Annotated in this window: 16 protein-coding genes; 11 read left to right on the top strand and 5 right to left on the bottom strand. The window is 55.2% G+C overall.

All coding sequences use genetic code 11. The features are described from left to right. Positions 1 to 530: 530 nt before the first annotated feature. From rapA to B6S09_RS14615, 4 genes are read left to right on the top strand one after another with little or no spacing between them, the layout of a single operon-like run. The gene (gene rapA, locus B6S09_RS14630) at positions 531 to 3,404 is read left to right on the top strand and encodes an RNA polymerase-associated protein RapA (protein ID WP_094279230.1); all 2,874 of its coding nucleotides are present in this window, start codon (positions 531 to 533) and stop codon (positions 3,402 to 3,404) included. Between the two features lie 23 nt (positions 3,405 to 3,427). Then, complete coding sequence (locus B6S09_RS14625; RefSeq protein WP_208321800.1) at positions 3,428 to 4,087, top strand: RluA family pseudouridine synthase; 660 nt, start codon at positions 3,428 to 3,430, stop codon at positions 4,085 to 4,087. After that, a complete protein-coding gene (locus B6S09_RS14620) occupies positions 4,087 to 4,887 on the top strand; it encodes a DUF3530 domain-containing protein (RefSeq protein WP_244900106.1) in 801 nt (266 codons plus the stop codon). Before B6S09_RS14625 ends, B6S09_RS14620 begins: the two co-directional genes overlap by 1 nt. Then, complete coding sequence (locus tag B6S09_RS14615; RefSeq protein ID WP_094279228.1) at positions 4,820 to 5,770, top strand: D-2-hydroxyacid dehydrogenase; 951 nt, start codon at positions 4,820 to 4,822, stop codon at positions 5,768 to 5,770. The genes B6S09_RS14620 and B6S09_RS14615 overlap by 68 nt, the downstream gene beginning before the upstream one ends. Positions 5,771 to 6,011: 241 nt before the next feature. Here the strand turns inward: B6S09_RS14615 and djlA are convergent, their stop codons facing one another. Continuing rightward, positions 6,012 to 6,821 (bottom strand): co-chaperone DjlA, encoded by an 810-nt coding sequence (gene djlA, locus B6S09_RS14610; protein WP_094279227.1) that lies wholly within the window; start codon positions 6,819 to 6,821, stop codon positions 6,012 to 6,014. A gap of 244 nt (positions 6,822 to 7,065) precedes the next feature. Here djlA and lptD point away from each other — a divergent pair, with 244 nt between their 5' ends. The 6 genes from lptD to B6S09_RS14580 are packed head-to-tail and all read left to right on the top strand — an operon-like array spanning position 7,066 to position 13,762. Then, complete coding sequence (gene lptD / locus B6S09_RS14605; RefSeq protein ID WP_094279226.1) at positions 7,066 to 9,444, top strand: LPS assembly protein LptD; 2,379 nt, start codon at positions 7,066 to 7,068, stop codon at positions 9,442 to 9,444. Between the two features lie 24 nt (positions 9,445 to 9,468). After that, positions 9,469 to 10,785, top strand: a complete 1,317-nt coding sequence (gene surA, locus B6S09_RS14600; RefSeq protein ID WP_094279225.1) for a peptidylprolyl isomerase SurA — start codon at positions 9,469 to 9,471, stop codon at positions 10,783 to 10,785. Continuing rightward, positions 10,782 to 11,771 (top strand): 4-hydroxythreonine-4-phosphate dehydrogenase PdxA, encoded by a 990-nt coding sequence (pdxA, locus tag B6S09_RS14595; RefSeq protein ID WP_094279224.1) that lies wholly within the window; start codon positions 10,782 to 10,784, stop codon positions 11,769 to 11,771. Before surA ends, pdxA begins: the two co-directional genes overlap by 4 nt. After that, positions 11,764 to 12,573 carry a 16S rRNA (adenine(1518)-N(6)/adenine(1519)-N(6))-dimethyltransferase RsmA gene (gene rsmA, locus B6S09_RS14590; RefSeq protein WP_094279223.1) on the top strand — a complete coding sequence of 270 codons (810 nt, stop codon included), beginning with the start codon at positions 11,764 to 11,766 and terminating at the stop codon, positions 12,571 to 12,573. The genes pdxA and rsmA overlap by 8 nt, the downstream gene beginning before the upstream one ends. Further along, positions 12,573 to 12,947: a Co2+/Mg2+ efflux facilitator ApaG/CorD gene (gene apaG / locus B6S09_RS14585; protein WP_094279222.1), complete on the top strand. Its 375-nt coding sequence runs from the start codon at positions 12,573 to 12,575 to the stop codon at positions 12,945 to 12,947. Before rsmA ends, apaG begins: the two co-directional genes overlap by 1 nt. Continuing rightward, complete coding sequence (locus tag B6S09_RS14580; RefSeq protein ID WP_094279221.1) at positions 12,947 to 13,762, top strand: symmetrical bis(5'-nucleosyl)-tetraphosphatase; 816 nt, start codon at positions 12,947 to 12,949, stop codon at positions 13,760 to 13,762. Before apaG ends, B6S09_RS14580 begins: the two co-directional genes overlap by 1 nt. Positions 13,763 to 13,798: 36 nt before the next feature. Here the strand turns inward: B6S09_RS14580 and folA are convergent, their stop codons facing one another. The 4 genes from folA to rplU all read right to left on the bottom strand — a co-directional run bounded on the left by folA (position 13,799) and on the right by rplU (position 16,158). Then, positions 13,799 to 14,287, bottom strand: a complete 489-nt coding sequence (gene folA, locus B6S09_RS14575) for a type 3 dihydrofolate reductase (protein WP_094279220.1) — start codon at positions 14,285 to 14,287, stop codon at positions 13,799 to 13,801. A 7-nt stretch (positions 14,288 to 14,294) separates the two neighbouring features. Then, positions 14,295 to 15,452 carry an Obg family GTPase CgtA gene (cgtA, locus tag B6S09_RS14570; protein WP_094279219.1) on the bottom strand — a complete coding sequence of 386 codons (1,158 nt, stop codon included), beginning with the start codon at positions 15,450 to 15,452 and terminating at the stop codon, positions 14,295 to 14,297. A gap of 119 nt (positions 15,453 to 15,571) precedes the next feature. Next, positions 15,572 to 15,829, bottom strand: a complete 258-nt coding sequence (gene rpmA / locus B6S09_RS14565) for a 50S ribosomal protein L27 (RefSeq protein ID WP_014291574.1) — start codon at positions 15,827 to 15,829, stop codon at positions 15,572 to 15,574. A gap of 17 nt (positions 15,830 to 15,846) precedes the next feature. Further along, entirely contained in the window at positions 15,847 to 16,158 is a 312-nt protein-coding gene (gene rplU / locus B6S09_RS14560; protein WP_094279218.1) for a 50S ribosomal protein L21, read from the bottom strand. A 237-nt stretch (positions 16,159 to 16,395) separates the two neighbouring features. Between rplU and ispB the strand changes: the two genes are divergently transcribed. Beyond that, positions 16,396 to 17,370, top strand: coding sequence for an octaprenyl diphosphate synthase (ispB, locus tag B6S09_RS14555; protein ID WP_094279217.1), 975 nt, complete (start codon positions 16,396 to 16,398; stop codon positions 17,368 to 17,370). Positions 17,371 to 17,409 lie beyond the last annotated feature (39 nt).

The raw sequence follows: 17,409 nt of genomic DNA, 5'->3' as shown, positions 1-17,409 counted from the left end.
GCCTGCCGCCAGCGTTCAATCTGAGCCATGATCAAACTCTTCAATTAAAGATTTGATGCTCAATGAATATCTGAATTGCTGCTATTTCTAGTGCACTTCACAAATCATTGAAAAACAATATTTTTTGTTTCTCAATCGACTGCGAGTGCCCACACAGTTTGCTTGATAAATTGTTAAAGAGCGTGACCGCTTTCGCTGGTCAGAGCTGCGTATTCTACGCAACTCTTGGTGTTCGTCAAGCGTTGATTTGAACTTTGTTTTGTTCGTTTTCAACGTTTGTGACCGTTGGCGTGTTGCCCCGTGTCAGTGGATGCGCATTATAGGGAGCCGCGGATTTTGCGCAAGGGCTTTTTTGACATTTTTTAATGCCACCGGTTTGTTCGCTTGTTTTTTGAACTTGAAGTCATTTTCCTTCTTTATATGCTGTTTCTTATACTTGATGTTCGGCTCCAATCACGGGTGCAGCAATCTGGAGCTTTGAGGTAAGATAGCGCCCCTTTTTTACAGCCCTCTTCAGCTTGGAGAATTGAATGCTTTTTTCCCTCGGCCAGCGTTGGATCAGCGACACCGAAACCGATCTGGGACTGGGGACCGTGGTCGCTATTGATGTGCGCATGGTCACCATGTTGTTTCCTGCCTGTGGTGAAAACCGCATGTATGCCATTAACGATGCCCCTGTTACCCGGGTCATGTTTAACCCCGGAGATATCATCAGCAGCCATGAAGACTGGGAGCTGGAAGTGGAATCGGTATCCGAGCAGGATGGGTTGCTGGTTTATCATGGCAAACGAGTGGATACGGAAGAAGAAACCAGTCTAAAGGAAACCTTCCTCAATCATTTCATCAAGCTGAATAAGCCACAGGAACGGCTGTTCGCGGGCCAGATAGATAAAATCGGGCGTTTTAATCTGCGCTACCAGTCGCTGATGCATCAATTTAATCAGCGTCGTTCACCTTTGCGTGGCCTGGGCAGTGCCCGCATTGGTTTGATCCCGCATCAGTTGCACATCGCTCATGAGGTTGGTAACCGTCATGCCCCACGGGTATTACTGGCCGATGAAGTGGGACTTGGCAAAACCATAGAAGCAGGCATGATCATTCAGCAACAATGGCTGTCCGGCCGTGCCGCCCGCATTCTTATCCTGGTACCCGACGCGTTGATCCATCAGTGGCTGGTAGAAATGCTGCGCCGCTTTAATCTGCACTTTGCGTTGTTTGATGAAGAGCGTTGCGTAGAAGCCTTTGCAGATTCAGCCAACCCGTTTGATACCGAACAACTGGTGCTGTGCAGCCTCGATTTCATCACTAAGAAACGTAAGCGCTTTGAACAGCTGGCCGACAGCGACTGGGATCTACTGGTGGTGGATGAAGCCCATCACCTGGTATGGGATGCCGAACGCCCCAGCCGGGCCTATGAAGTGGTCGAAGCCCTGGCAGAAGAAACCCCAGGCGTACTGCTGCTGACGGCCACTCCGGATCAACAGGGCCATGAAAGTCACTTTGCCCGCCTGCGTCTGCTCGACCCCGAACGTTTTTACGACTACGACGCATTTCTGGCCGAAGAAGAGGAATATCAACCTCTGGCCAGAGCAGCCGAAACCCTGTTGAGCGACGCACCTCTGAACGAGACCGCGCGCCAGCAACTTGCTCCCTTTATGGATGGTGAAGCAGATGCCAATCTGGCCACCCCCGAGCAGCGCCAGGCGCTGCTGGCCAGGTTGCTGGACCATCATGGTACCGGTCGCCTGTTATTCCGTAATACCCGCCAGTCCATCAAAGGGTTCCCGGTGCGCCGGTTGCACACTCATCCCCAGCCCCTGCCATCGCAATATCAAACCGCCATCCGCGTGGCCGGAATGATGGGCTCCCACCAGGATAACGCCGCTCAGGCATTACAGGCTCTGTATCCCGAAGAGATCTATCGGCAGTTTGAAGGGGGAGACAGCAGCTGGACTCAGTTCGACAGCCGTATCAGCTGGTTGCTGGAGTTCCTTAAGGAAAACCGCAACAATAAAGTCCTGATCATCACTGCCAAGGCCGGCGTGGCATTGGCGCTGGAAGAAGCTCTCCGGACCCGGGAAGGCATCCGCGGCACCGTGTTCCATGAAGGTATGTCGTTGCTGGAACGGGATAAGGCCGCCGCCTACTTTGCTCAGCAGGAAGGTGGTGCTCAGGTGTTGATCTGCTCGGAAATAGGCTCCGAAGGCCGTAACTTCCAGTTTGCTCACCAGCTGGTGCTGTTTGATCTGCCGCTTAATCCGGATCTGCTGGAGCAACGTATCGGTCGCCTGGATCGCATTGGCCAGCAGCACGATATCGATATTCACGTTCCCTATCTGGAAGGCACTGCTCAGCAGGCTCTGACCCTCTGGTACCAGCAGGGTATGGATGCGTTCAGCAAGCCCAATGCCGTGGGTCACCCGGTGTATCAGCAGGTTTCGGATCGCTTGCTGGAAATTCTGGCCGGACACGGTCAGGACAGCGACGCACTGGAGCAGTTAATCGCCGACACGAAAAGCATTACCGGTAACCTCATCAGCCAGATGGAGCAGGGCCGGGATCGCCTGCTGGAACTGAATTCCAGCGGCAGCCTGCAGCATCACAACCTGGCAGAGCAACTGTCCGAAACTGACGAAGACCCCACTCTGGCCATTTTTGCCATCAAGCTGTTTGATGAAGTGGGCGTTCATCAGGACGACAAAGGCGAGAATGCCATTGTGCTGCGTCCCACCGAACAAATGCTGATCCCGAGCTTTCCGGGCCTGCCCGACGATGGCGCCAGCATCACCTTTGATCGGAACACCGCGCTTGGCCGGGATGATCTGCAGTTTTTAAGCTGGGATCACCCCATGATCCGCGGCGGTATTGATCTGGTGCTGGGATCGGAGATCGGTACGACTTCGGTCGCCATTCTCAAGAACAAGGCCCTGCCGGTAGGCACCCAGTTTGTTGAGCTGATCTTTGTCGCCGAATCCGCTCATCATGCTCAGCTGTACCGTTTTCTGCCGCCGGCTCCCATTCGCCTGCTGCTAGACAAAAATGGCAACAACCTGGCGGAAAAGGTCAGCTTTGAAGCCTTTGACAAACAGCTCAGCCCCATCAACCGACATCTCGGCAGCAAACTGGTCAATGCTTCCCAGACGTTTATTCATCAGCAACTGCAGACCGCGACCCCCGTTGCCGAGCAACAGATGACTCAACTGGTGGAGCAGGCCCGAACCCGCATGCATGCGTCCATGGATCAGGAACTGGAACGGCTGCAGCATCTGGCCAAGGTCAACCCGAATGTGCGCCAGAGCGAAATTGACCATGTGCAGGATCTGAAAACCGAACTGGATAACCTGCTCAGCCATACCCGCTTAAAACTGGACGCGATTCGGTTTATTGTGGTCAGTCATCAATAAGGAAACAGAGCCAAGCCATGGTATTGCTGCGTTATGATCCGCCGGTGGATCCTCAGTTCGAGATTTTGTATCAGGACAACAGCATTATAGTGCTGAACAAACCCAGTGGGCTGCTGAGTGTGCCCGGGCGGGATCCGGTGCACTTCGACAGCCTGTCACTCAGGGTCTCCAGGGTATTTCCTGCGGTACAGGTTGTTCACCGGCTCGACATGGCGACTTCTGGCGTCATCGTGATGGCGCTGCATCCCAAGGCGCACCGGGAGCTCAGCCGCCAGTTTCGCGAACGGGAAACCGAAAAGCGCTACTACGCCTGGGTATATGGCCAGCCGGCGCAGGATGAAGGCAGTATCGATCTGCCCCTGTGCTGCGACTGGCCCAACCGGCCACGGCATATGGTCAGCCTGGAACACGGCAAAAAGGCACTGACACACTGGCGCTGCCTGCGCCGTGAGGAGAAGCGCAGCCTGATTGAGCTGATCCCCGTTACCGGGCGCTCTCATCAGTTGCGCGTACATATGCTGAGTCTCGGTCACCCGATTCTGGGGGATAACCTGTATGCCGAAGGAGAAGCGCTGGCCATGGCGACGCAGCTGCAACTGCATGCGGCCCATCTGGCATTTCGGCATCCCAGGGAGAAAACCTGGCTGGAATTTGCAGCGCCCGCCCCCTTTGAGGTGAGCTGATGCACCGGGCCGGATGGTGGATGCTCTGCTGGCTGCTGGTGACACCGGCTATGGCGCAATTTGACTGGAGCGGCTATCGGGAATATCAGCATGAAACCGGCCTGCTTCGTTTTGATGCCGAACGTCCGGAAGCCTTGGGCCAGTTACTGGTCTGGCCCGAACAACAGCAGGTACATCACTGGCTGAATATGGCCGGCTGGTGGCAACGGCAGGGCTGGGATATGGTGTTGCTGTTGCCCGACGGGCAGCAGCAACATTTTGATCCGTCCGCCGAGCAAGTCAACGAGGAACAGCAGCAATGGCTGATGACGCTGACGCAACGCCTTGCTCCCTCATTTGAACACCCGCACGATACTCCCCAACTGGTACTGACTCAGGGCAGTGCCTCGCTCTGGTTCCAGCATTTGGTACAAACCGGTGCTCTGCCCTCTCCCGACGGCCTGATTGTTCTCGACGCCCTCCCTGTTACTCATGCTCATCAGCGCATGCTGGCCATGAGCCTGGCCCGGTCAGCCTGGCCGGTACTGGATGTGTTTACCAAACAGCACCCTGCGGCGTTGCTGAACCAGGAACTACGCCGGCAAAGCAGCTCCCGCCACCCTGGTGATTATCACGCTGCCTTTCTGCACACACCACGGCATCCCGAGCGCTTGATTACCGCCTGGATGATTCGCCATGGCTGGATGCCGCAACCGCCCGGTGCACCCGACTTTTTAAAAGGAGGAGAACAGAATGAAACTGGTATTTCTCGATCGCAAAACACTGGCACCGGAGGTCAAGCTGCGCCGGCCGGCCTTTGACCATGACTGGCAGGAATATAACGAAACCACCCCGGATCAGGTAGTAAAGCGGCTGCAGCAGGCCACCGTGGCAATTGTCAATAAGGTGACTATCAACGCTGATGTTATAACCCGGCTGCCAGCGCTGAAACTGGTCGCCATTGCGGCCACCGGCAGCGACAACGTAGATCTGGATGCCTGCCGGAATGCCGGAATAGCGGTATGCAATATCCGGAATTACTCGGAAAGCTCGGTTCCCGAGCATGCCCTGTCACTGATGATGGCATTAAGCCGTAACCTGCATGCTTACCGGGATTCGGTAGCCCATGGCCGATGGCAAGCATCGGGACAGTTTTGCTATTTTGACTATCCGGTACGGGATCTGAAGGGCCAGACACTGGGGCTGATTGGCTATGGCACCATTGCCCAGGAGCTGGAGCGAATGGCTAACGCGCTCGGCATGAAGGTGATCGTGGCAGCCCGCAAGGGCCAGACGGCAACGGCTGGACGTCAGCCCTTTGAGCAGGTACTGGCTGAGGCTGACATACTCAGTCTGCACTGTCCGCTGAACAATGAAACGTATCATCTGATTGGTGAACAGGAGCTGGGCCTGATGAAACCGGATGCTTTGCTGATTAACGTGGGTCGCGGGGGGCTGGTGGATGAACAGGCATTACTGCAAGCTCTGCAGGAGCAGCGCATTGGTGGTGCCGGTTTTGATGTGGTCAGCGCCGAACCGCCTCCCGCCGATCATCCGCTGATGCAGGCACTGGCCTGCCCCAACTTTATTCTCACGCCCCATATCGCCTGGTCCAGCCATGCCTCCATGCAACGGCTGGCCGATCAGTTGATCAGCAATATTGAAGCCTTTGCCGGCGGACAAGAGCAGAACCGTCTGGTGTAACGGAAACCGGAAAACCAATCACTCCGGCGAAGGAACGCCATCGGCGAAGACGGGGGCCCATGCACTTCTGCAGACGTTGCGTTGTCGTCAATATCTGGCCCCCATGTTCTGGATGCCCGTCTTCACGGGCATGACGAAATACTGCATTTCTTGCATGGAAAGGTCACCGGCGAAGGCGGGGACGGGAGTCCATATAACCAACGCCTGCTGAATGACAAACACAGCTCAGAGCTCAGAACCGTCAGCGAATATTACGGGCGGCCTTGATGGTTTCCCAGGCCTGCTGAATGTCCTGGGCTTTTTCTTTGGCCATTTCCATCATCTCCTTGGGCAGACCCTGAGCTACCAGCTTATCGGGATGATGTTTGGACATTTGCCGGCGGTAGGCCCGCTTTACGGTGGCATCGTCGGCATTTTCATCCACTTCCAGGATCCGGTAAGCATCACGTAACCGATCTTGAGAAGACGGCGTAAAGCCACCCGCTCCCTGACCACCTGCTCTCCCCTGCCGATACATATGCATCTGCGCCTCGGCAAAGGCCAGCAACTGCTCCAGCTCCTGAGCGGAGAACCCCAGCTCGGAGGCGATGGTATGCAACAAACGACGCTCAGCCGGATGCAATTCGCCGTCGGCAAACACCAGCTGCAGTTGCACTTCCATAAAAAAACGCAACAGGTTACGGCTGTCACGTGTGCGCGAACGGAACCGACGTAATGTTTCTGTTAACGGAAAGTCGCTTTCCTTGCCATCGCGAAAGGCTTGCTGGGCCTCAGCCTTCTGCTCTGGCCGCAACCGCATTTGTATCATCAGCTGCTCTGCCAAGCGGATTTCTTCACTGGTAACACGGCCACTGGATTTGGCCAGATGCCCCATGGTGGAAAAGGTGGCGTAGAGGAACTCCTGCTGAGCATCTTTCACAAAGCCCCAGGCTCCGGCCAGCTTTTTATCCACCAGGTGGCCAAGCCACAACCCCAGCAGTGCACCGGGAATGTTGCCAATCAGCAGACCGAACAAAAAACCGATAATTTTGCCTTTAATATGTGAGAGCATTCAGCTGCGCTCCCATGCTTGTAAACGGCCAGCAGCGGCAGGAGTAGAACGTATTGAAAACAGACATGGTTTCATAAAGTCGGTTTGTATAGAGATGGTTATAGTCGAAGCAGGCACCGGCATAGAGCTGGCAGCGAGAATGATTTATCATAGCCCGCTACCATAAAAGAATGACACCAAAAGCTCAACCAGCCCGCAGGATCCCGGGCGGTGTCGCCAACACCAGGAACGAGAGCATCACCCCATGAGAATACGGATTATTGGCCTTCCCCTGCTGTTTGTCTCTGGTCTGGTTCAGGCACAAACGACAGGTACAACATCACCTGATGAGCAAATCAAGGATGCAGTTCCCCTTCCTTTCGGCCATTGTTTCAGCCATGTGCCATTGCGGACAGAAGGGCAAACAGACCCAAACGCTCCTATTACAGTGACGGCCGATGTACTGAATGCCACCAAAGACGGCAAAGTTCTCTATCGGGGCGATGTGGAAGTACTACAAGGCGAACGACGCTTTCACAGCGATTATATGGAGCTGGAGCAACAAAGCCGGGACGTACTGGCTAAAGGTAATATTCGTCTGACCGACGGTACCATTACCGTGGAAAGTGATACCACCCTTACCGGCAACCTTACCACCAAAGATACGGAACTGGATCAGGCCCGGTATCAGCTGCACGGGGATCCGGGACGGGGTCATGCGCGCAAAGTGACCTTGGCCGGTGAGCGCGCTGAAGTTGATCTCAAGGAAGCCAGCTACACAACCTGCCCACCGGGAGAAGAAGCATGGCAGCTGAAAGCCAGTACCGTTTCAGTTGAGCAGGATGAAGTCTTTGGTGAAGCCTGGAATGCCGTGCTGTGGCTGGGTGATGTGCCGGTCTTCTATTTTCCCTATATCAAGTTTCCGGTTAAAGACGAGCGCCAGAGCGGCTTTCTCTATCCCTCTTTTGATATTAGCAGCAGTAATGGTGCAGATATCCGCTTGCCCTATTACTGGAATATCGCACCCAACTACGACGCCACCATTACCCCCCGCTACATAGAAAAGCGTGGTGCCATGGCCCAGCTGGAATTTCGCTATATGCCCACTGAGGGCCATAATGGCGTGCTTTATGGCGAATACCTGCACGAGGATAAGAAACTTGCCAATGATCCGGCTCTCGCCGGCGAAGAATGGCGAGACGATGCCCGCTGGCTATTCAGCTGGCAGCACAGCGCCCGTTTTGATGCCGCCGGCCACTGGCGCGGTAATATTGATTACACTCAGGTCGCGGGCTGGGACTATGCCTACCTGGATGACTTTGATCCTCCAGTTGGCACCCTGGTTGATAACCAGCTGCTGCAATCCTTTCAAGGCGGTTACTATGACCGTCACTGGCAACTGACCACAGAAATACGGGATTATCAGATCCTGAAGCCCGAACTCGATACTCAGCCTTTTCAGCTGATGCCGGCACTGGTGCTTAACAGCTACCGGGGGCTGGGGGACTTCGATATTGCCCTGGACTCTGAACTGGCCCGCTTTGAAAACAGTGACGAGCAGGCCTATCAAGCCACACGTTTTCATATCGAGCCCCGGCTTATCTACTCTCTGATTGACCAGCCCGGCTTACAATTGAAGGCAGATGTGGGCGCCTACTACACGCATTACGAGCAGGATATTCCCACGGCACTGGCTCCCTACTACCTCAATCAGTGGGGCTTTGACACAAACACCCTGGATACCAGTGTGGATCGCCTGCTGCCCAGAATGCGTATTAATGGCGGTCTGGTTTTTGACCGCCAGGCCCGCTGGTTTGAGCAGGATTTTACCCAGACCCTGGAGCCCCAGTTTCAATATCTGTACGTGCCTTATGAAAATCAGGACAACATTGGTCTGTACGACAGCACCACCATGCGACAGGACTACTACAGCCTGTTCAGCGATCGCCGTTTTGCCGGCCTGGATCGCATCAGCGATGCCAATCAGTTGACCGCCGGTTTTACCAGCCGCATCTATGATGACAGCGGCACGGAGCGCTTGCGTCTTGCACTGGCCCAGACCTTCAATTTCACCGCTCCCAGGGTCAAACTGTACCCAGGTGAGCAACTGGATAAAACCAAGCAGTCATTCCTTACCTTTGAAGGCGATCTGAACCTCGATAATAGCTGGTTTATTCACGGCGAAGCTCAGCACGACACGAGAAACAATCAGCTTGCCGCCGGTAATATTACGCTGGAATATAACGAGCAGGGAAAACTCGCCCAGCTTGGCTTCCGTCATCTGAACGAGGCATATTTCTCCGACAGTATCAGCAACGAACTGAACCAGGTGGGCGGCACGCTGTTCTGGCCAGTGGCTCCTCAATGGGGACTGATCGGTGCTTATTACCGGGATATTGAACTCCATCGCAATATCGATACTCTGATAGGACTGCGCTACGACTCCTGCTGCTGGGCAGTGAGCCTGGTGTGGGAGCAATGGCAGAAAGAAGACAAGCTGTTTAACCCCACCAGTACCACGCAGGAAACCAGCATAGGTCTGCGCTTCGAGCTGAAAGGCTTCAGTTCTCTGGGTACCGGCAGCGAATTTGAACCGGGTACCGAACTGCTGCCCTACTATCGTCCTTTTAATCTGAACAACTGATTTTCATTGCGCACAGGATTTGTCATGAACCAAAGATGTAAACTACTGCTGATGGCCGCCGGGCTGAGCTTGCTGTCTTTCACCGGACAGGCCGCTCAGGAGCTCGACAAAACCGTGGCTCAGGTCAATAACGACGTGGTACTGGAAAGCCAGCTCAATGCTCTGGTGGCTCAGGTGCGCCAGAATGCCCGGGCCGCGGGCCAGCCTTTGCCTGACGAACAGCGTCTGCGTAAACAGGCGTTGGAGCGACTGATTCTTGAAAGCCTGCAGTTGCAGCTGGCAGAGCGGTTAGGCCTGCGCATTACAGACACCCAGCTGGAGCAGGCGCTGAATAACATAGCCAAAGGTGAGGGCAAAACCCCGGAGCAGCTCCGTGCCAGTGCGGCCGCCAATGGCCAGAGCTGGGCTACATTCCGGGAACAGGTCCGCAATGACATTCTGATGAGTGAGCTGGCCCGCAACCAGGTGCGCCGACGCATCAACATCTCCGATCAGGAAGTCAAACAAGTAGTACAGATGATTCAGGAACAGGGACAAGGCAACGCCCGTTACCGGGTGGGAAATATTCTGTTGCCGCTCCCCGGCAACCCCAGCAGTGACCAGCTGCAGCAGGCCAACAGCCAGGCCAGACAACTGATGGCCGAGCTGAAACAAGGTGCCGACTTCCGTAAACTGGCCATTGCCAGCAGTGCCGGTCCCAAGGCCCTTGAGGGCGGTGACTGGGGCATGATGAGCCTGGGAGAAATGCCGTCGCTGTTCAGCGAAGCGGTGAGAAACCATGCAAAAGGTGATATTATCGGCCCAATCCGCTCCGGTGCCGGCCTGCATATTCTGACCATTCTGGATATGGAAGGCAGCCAACAACAGACCGTGCAGGCGCTGGAAGTTCGTGCCCGGCATATTCTGATCAAGCCGTCCGTGATCCTCAGCGAAGAAAAGGCACAGGCCATGCTGAATGACTTTGCCCGCTCCATTCGTAATGGCGACGCTACCATGGCACAGCTGGCCGAACAGTATTCCGATGATACCGGTTCTGCTGTTAATGGCGGAGATTTGGGCTGGGCCTCGCCCGAACTTTATGTCAGCAGTTTTCGTGATACTGTCACTCAACTGCAGCCGGGTGAACTGAGCAAACCATTCCGCTCAGAACACGGCTGGCATCTGGTTCGTCTGGAAGAAAAACGCCTGCAGGATGCAACCGAGCAGGCCACCGAACAGCGGGCCTATCAACTGATTTTCAATCGTCGCTTTAACGAAGAAGTACAGACCTGGCTCGATGAGCTCAAGGATCAGGCTTATATCCGTATTGTCGACAATCAATTATCCAATGGTGACTCGTGAGTTGTAAACGCATAGCCATAACCCCGGGCGAGCCTGCTGGCATTGGCCCCGAGCTGATGCTGGCGCTGGCCGACCTTGACTGGCCGGTCGAGCTGGTGGTGATCGCAGATCCGGAGCTGATTAAAGCCCGGGCCCAGTTGCTGGGCCGTGATATTATCCTGTTGCCCTATCAGCAGCAGGCCGCCCCCGTTCCACAAAAAGCCGGCACCCTGACCATTGAGCCGGTCAAAATGGCCAAGGCCGCCACCCCCGGTGTACTGGAGGAAGCAAATGGCCTCTATGTGCTGGAAACCCTGAAACGGGCATCAGACGGCAATATGAGCGGCGAGTTCGATGCGGTAGTCACCGGCCCGGTCAACAAGGGCATCATTAACAAGGCGGGTGTGTCCTTCAGTGGTCATACCGAGTTTTTTGCTCAGCAAGCCAACGTACCGGATGTCGTCATGCTGCTGGCCACTCCTGGCCTGCGTGTGGCACAGGTTACGACCCATATTCCACTGGCCTATGTGTCCCGTGCCATTACGGCCGAGCGGCTGACCAAAATCACCCGCATTCTGCATGCCGAGCTGAAAAGCAAATTCGGCCTGCCCAACCCACGTATTTATGTCTGTGGTCTCAACCCCCATGCCGGGGAAGATGGCCACCTGGGCCGGGAAGAAATCGATATCATCATTCCTACCCTTAACGAGCTGCGTGAGGAAGGTATGGATCTGGTTGGTCCGCTCTCATCCGATACCATGTTCAACGAAAAATACATGAAGGACGCTGATGCCTTTCTGGCCATGTATCACGACCAGGGTCTGCCGGTACTGAAATATATCGGCTTCGGCAAGGCAGTTAACATCACGCTGGGGCTGCCTTTTATTCGCACTTCGGTGGATCACGGCACCGCTCTGGAGCTGGCCGGCACCGACAAGATAGATGCAGGCAGCATGCTCTGCGCCCTTAATCAAGCCATTGAGATGATAGAAAAACGCGATGAATAGCAAGGTCCACCAGGGGCATAAGGCCCGTAAACGTTTTGGTCAGAACTTTCTGCATGATGATTACACCATCGATCAGATTGTTAATGCCATTCATCCGTCCGACGATTACACCATGGTGGAAATCGGCCCCGGTCTGGGTGCACTGACCGGCCCGGTCTGTGAGCGTATTGAGCACCTGAATGTAGTGGAGCTGGACCGGGATCTGGCGGCGCGGCTGGAAACCCACCCGTTTCTGAAAGACAAGCTCAGTATTCACCAGGCCGATGCCATGAAGTTTGACTTCGCCAGCCTGTGTGAGCCCGGCAAGAAACTGAAAATTTTCGGTAACCTGCCCTACAACATTTCCACTCAGCTGATGTTTCACCTATTCGAGTTTTCGGCTCTGGTCAGCGACATGCACTTTATGCTGCAAAAAGAAGTGGTGAACCGCCTGGCCGCCGGCCCGGGCAGTAAGGCCTATGGCCGCCTGAGCGTCATGGCCCAATATTACTGTGAAGTAGTGCCCGTGCTGGAAGTCGGCCCAGAAGCCTTTAAACCCGCCCCCAAAGTGGACTCGGCGGTGGTACGGCTGCTGCCTTATGACACTCCGCCACACCCGGTAAAAGACATGAAGAATTTGTCACGGGTCACTTCCGACGCCTTTGGTCAGCGCCGCAAGACGATTCGCAACAGTCTGAGCCACCTGTTCAGCGCCGAAGAGATTTCGGCCCTGGGGCTGGATCCCTCTACCCGCCCCGAGCAGCTGACGCTGGTTCAATACGTTACCCTTGCTAACGCGCTGGCACAAAAAAAGGAGTCCTGATGTCTGCCGCTGCCATTCAGATTACCCCGGTTCCCCATTACCTGGCCGATCGTTCATCGCCGGAAGACGAGCATTATGTGTTTGCTTATACCATTACCATTGCCAATCAGGGCGATGAACGGGTGACCCTGATCAGCCGTCGCTGGCTGATCACCGATGCCAATGGCAAACGCACAGAAGTAGAAGGCAGTGGTGTAGTGGGTGAACAACCCGCTATTGCGGCAGGCGAAGATTACACCTATACCAGTGGCGTCAGCCTCGACACGCCAGTCGGCGTGATGGAAGGCTTTTATCTCCTGCGCCGGGATGACGGCAGTGAATTTGAAGCCCCCATTGCTCCTTTTCGTCTGGCCCAACCGAATGTGATCAACTGATGGCAACCTACCTTGTCGGCGATCTTCAGGGCTGCCTGAACGAGCTGAACCAGTTGCTGACCGAAGTGGCTTTTTCTCCGTCCCGGGACGAACTCTGGCTTACCGGCGATCTGGTTGCCCGGGGGCCTGACTCCCTGGGTTGTCTGCGTCGGGTCATGGCATTGGGAAACGCGGCAACCACCGTACTTGGTAATCACGATCTGCATCTGCTGGCCGTAGCCAGCGGGCTGCGTGCAGCCAAAAAGTCCGACAGAATAAATGAGATCCTGCAGGCTGCCGACAAGGCCGATTTACTGTACTGGCTACGGCAACAACCCTTGCTGGCCACACATGAGCAACACGGTTTTGTGATGACCCACGCCGGCATTCCTCCTCAGTGGACGATAGCACAGGCACAGGATGCTGCACGGGCAGCGGAACAAGAACTGCGCTCAGCCCATTACCTTGAACGACTGCAGGGGATGTACGGCAATGAGCCGGCATACTGGCGTGATGATCTCAACGAGGCAGACCAGTTGCGCTTTACCATCAACGCACTGACCCGAATGCGGCTGTGCTACGCCGATGGCCGGCTGGACTTTGCTTACAAGGCCGGGATCCAGGCAGCACCTGACACCTTGCATCCCTGGTTTGAATTACGGCAGCAGCACGAAGATCCAGCGCTGATCTTTGGCCATTGGGCCGCACTGGAAGGGCAGTGCACGCAGCCGGGCGTACACGCGCTGGATACCGGCTGTGTCTGGGGCGGCAGCCTGACCATGCTGTGCTGGGATACCGGCGAGCGTATCAGCACTCCCTGTCCGGTGCATGCCTGACGCCATAAAAAAGCCCGGCTTATCGCCGGGCCTTTTTTATTTGAGGCGCTCCAGTATCTGAAAGCGACAATCGTATTGGTTACGCTCATCGGCGGCGCGGACTTCTTCGCTCACCAGCTTCCAGGCCTGTGTGTCGATATCCGGAAACCGGGTATCTCCCTCAATACTGGCGTCAATGCGAGTGATGTAAAGGCGCTGAGCCAACGGCAGCATGGCTGCATACAACTGGCCACCTCCCATCACCATCACTTCTTCAGCATCGCCCAGCAGCGCCAGAGCTGCCTCGGGTGATGGTACCAGCTCGGTACCGGCCGGAGCTTCATCCAACGCACGACTGACAATAACATTGCGGCGGCCCGGCAGGGGCCGGCCGATGGAGACATAGGTGTTACGCCCCATTACCACCGGCTTGCCCAAGGTGGTTTGCTTGAAGTAAGCAAGATCCGCTGGCAAGTGCCAGGGCATGTCATTATCACGACCAATCACCCCATCCCGGGTCATGGCCACAATCATCGACAGCGTCATACCAGCCTTATTCCTTGGTGTAGATGACATGGCCGTCATCTTCTTCATCGTCCCAGTCGTCATCGTCTTCATCGGTGTCGTTCAGCGCGGCCTGGTGATATTCATCCCATTTGAAATTGACCGGCTCCCGGGCGGCTTCCAGTTCTTCCTGGCTACGCGGGTGCTCTTCCAGGAACGCCATCAATGCCTGCGTCAGCTCACGGGTACCGTCCTTACTGATCGCCGCCATACGGTGCACCGGGCCTTTCCAGTCCAGCAGCTCGATAACTCGGGTAATAATTTCTTCCGCCTGTTCATCGTCAACCAGATCCAGCTTGTTGAACACCAGCCAGCGGGGCTTGTTGGCCAGCTCTTCACTGTACTGGTTCAGCTCATTGACAATGATATCGGCATTGTCGGCAGGATCGGAGCCGTCCACCGGCAGCACATCAATAATGTGCAGCAGCACACGGCAACGCTCAAGGTGCTTGAGAAAGCGAATACCCAGTCCGGCACCATCGGCAGCCCCTTCAATCAGCCCGGGAATGTCTGCCACCACAAAGCTTTTCTGCCCATCACAACGTACCACACCCAGGTTAGGCACCAGCGTGGTAAAAGGATAATCCGCAACCTTCGGCTTGGCCGCCGATACCGAGCGGATAAAGGTGGATTTGCCGGCATTGGGCAGACCCAGCAGGCCCACATCGGCCAACAGCAGTAACTCAAGCAGTACGTTACGCACTTCACCCGGTGTGCCGTTGGTCTTTTGCCTCGGAGCCCGGTTAACCGAACTCTTGAAACGGGTGTTGCCCAGGCCGTGAAACCCTCCTTTGGCTACCAGCAGCTTCTGGCCGTGACGGGTAAGATCCCCGAGGATCTCGCCGGTCATCTCGTCTTTTGCGCGGGTACCCACCGGCACCTTCAGCACCAGATCCTTACCCCGCTTGCCGGTACAGTTGCCGCCCCGGCCATTTTCGCCCCGCTCGGCCTTGTGGAAGCGCTCGAAGTGATAGTCGATCAGGGTGTTGAGGTTTTCGTCGGCCAGCATATAGACGTCACCGCCATCGCCGCCATCACCACCATCGGGGCCACCCATGGGAACGTACTTTTCCCGGCGGAAGCTCACACAGCCATTACCGCCATCTCCCGCGTCAATGCGGATTTCCGCTTCATCGACAAATTTCATTTCACTGCTCTCCCATTCGTTTTCTGAGCCTGTCTATCCGGCTCACATGCCGAACGTGCCTTTATTAAAGCAAAAAGCCCCGCCGGTTGGCGGGGCTTTTTTTAAGTTCTGATAGTAACTTATTCAGTTACAATGCTTACGAACTTACGGTTCTGAGGACCTTTAACTTCAAACTTCACCTTGCCGTCGGCTTTGGCGAACAGAGTGTGGTCCTTGCCCAGGCCAACGTTATCGCCGGCGTGGAATTTGGTGCCGCGCTGACGAACGATGATGTTGCCCGCCAGGACAGATTCACCACCGTAACGCTTTACACCAAGGCGTTTGCTTTCTGAGTCGCGACCGTTACGAGTAGAGCCGCCTGCTTTTTTGTGTGCCATGGAACTTTACTCCTCTCTTAGGCGCTGATAGCAGTGATTTTCACTTCAGTGAACCACTGACGGTGACCCTGCTGTTTGCGAGAGTGCTTACGACGACGGAACTTAACGATCTTGACTTTTTTGCCACGACCGTGAGCAACTACTTCTGCAGTTACCTTGCTGCCATCAACGTAGGGTACACCTACTTTAACGTCTTCACCTTGGGCCACCATCAGCACTTTGTCGAATTCGACAGCAGCGCCGGTTTCTACGTCCAGTTTTTCCAGACGAACAACCTGGCCTTCGGCTACACGGTGCTGTTTTCCGCCGCTTTGGATTACCGCGTACATGATTTTAACTCCGAATATGGCACTAATGCCCGCTAAAGGGCTGTGCACTAAAACTGTTTTACAATGGTCGCGCATTGTACGCAAATTGATCCCCCGAGACAAGGGGAGAGAGCGCAAAAAAATGATGCCCGTCCGCATTGCAGACCATGCCTGCCCGGACAGGTTTATCCCTTTGACGAATCGTGTAAAATCCTAACATTATTGAATTCACGCTGCATCGTCCGGCTTATAATTTTTATGGTAGATATTCAAAGAATTAAACAACTGACCGAGCAGGACATGCATGCGGTCAACGAACTCATCATGACGCGGTTACAATCGGATGTAAGTCTGATTAACCAGCTTGGCTTTTACATTGTCAGCGCCGGTGGCAAACGCATGCGCCCCATGCTCACCGTGCTCTCGGCCAGAGCCCTTGGCTACGAAGGTGAAGATCACATCAAGCTGGCGGCTCTGCTTGAGTTTATTCACACCTCCACCCTGCTGCACGATGATGTGGTGGACGAATCAGATCTGCGCCGGGGCCGGGACACCGCCAACGCTCTGTTTGGCAATGCCGCCAGTGTGCTGGTGGGCGATTTTCTTTATACCCGATCCTTTCAGATGATGACCGAGCTGAACAGCATGCGCATCATGCAACTGCTCAGCGAAGCGACCAACGTCATTGCTGAAGGGGAAGTACTGCAGCTGATGAACTGCAACGACCCCGACACCACCGAAGACAGCTACATGCAGGTGATCTACTGCAAAACAGCAAAGCTGTTTGAAGCCGCCACCCGGCTGGCGGCAGTCCTGACTCACCAGCCCGACGCCACCGAACAGGCCATGCTCGACTACGGTAAATACTTGGGCACCGCCTTTCAGCTGATGGACGATGTCATGGACTATTGCTCCGAGGCCAGCGACATGGGTAAAAACGTGGGCGACGATCTGGCGGAAGGTAAGCCTACCCTGCCTTTGCTGCGGGCGATGGAAAAAGGAACTCCGGCCCAGTGTGAGCGTATTCGCGATGCCATTACCAATCGCACCGGAATGGAACACCTTGATGAGATAATGGCAATTCTTGAACAGACCGAAGCGCTGGAATATTGCCGCCAACGCGCCCGGGAAGAAGCGCAGAAAGCCATTGACGCCCTGAATGTGTTGCCCGACTCAGAACACAAGACAGCCTTGGTGGATCTGGCGCATATGGCAGTGGAACGAACCAGCTAATCACCCACGTTTCCCTCCGGCAAGTTCTGAGCGGAACAA

The organism is Oceanimonas baumannii, assembly GCF_002245495.1.
Lineage (GTDB): Bacteria > Pseudomonadota > Gammaproteobacteria > Enterobacterales > Aeromonadaceae > Oceanimonas > Oceanimonas baumannii.
The sequence above is the reverse complement of the archived record's forward strand: the minus strand, read 5'-3'. Positions and strand labels throughout refer to the sequence as shown.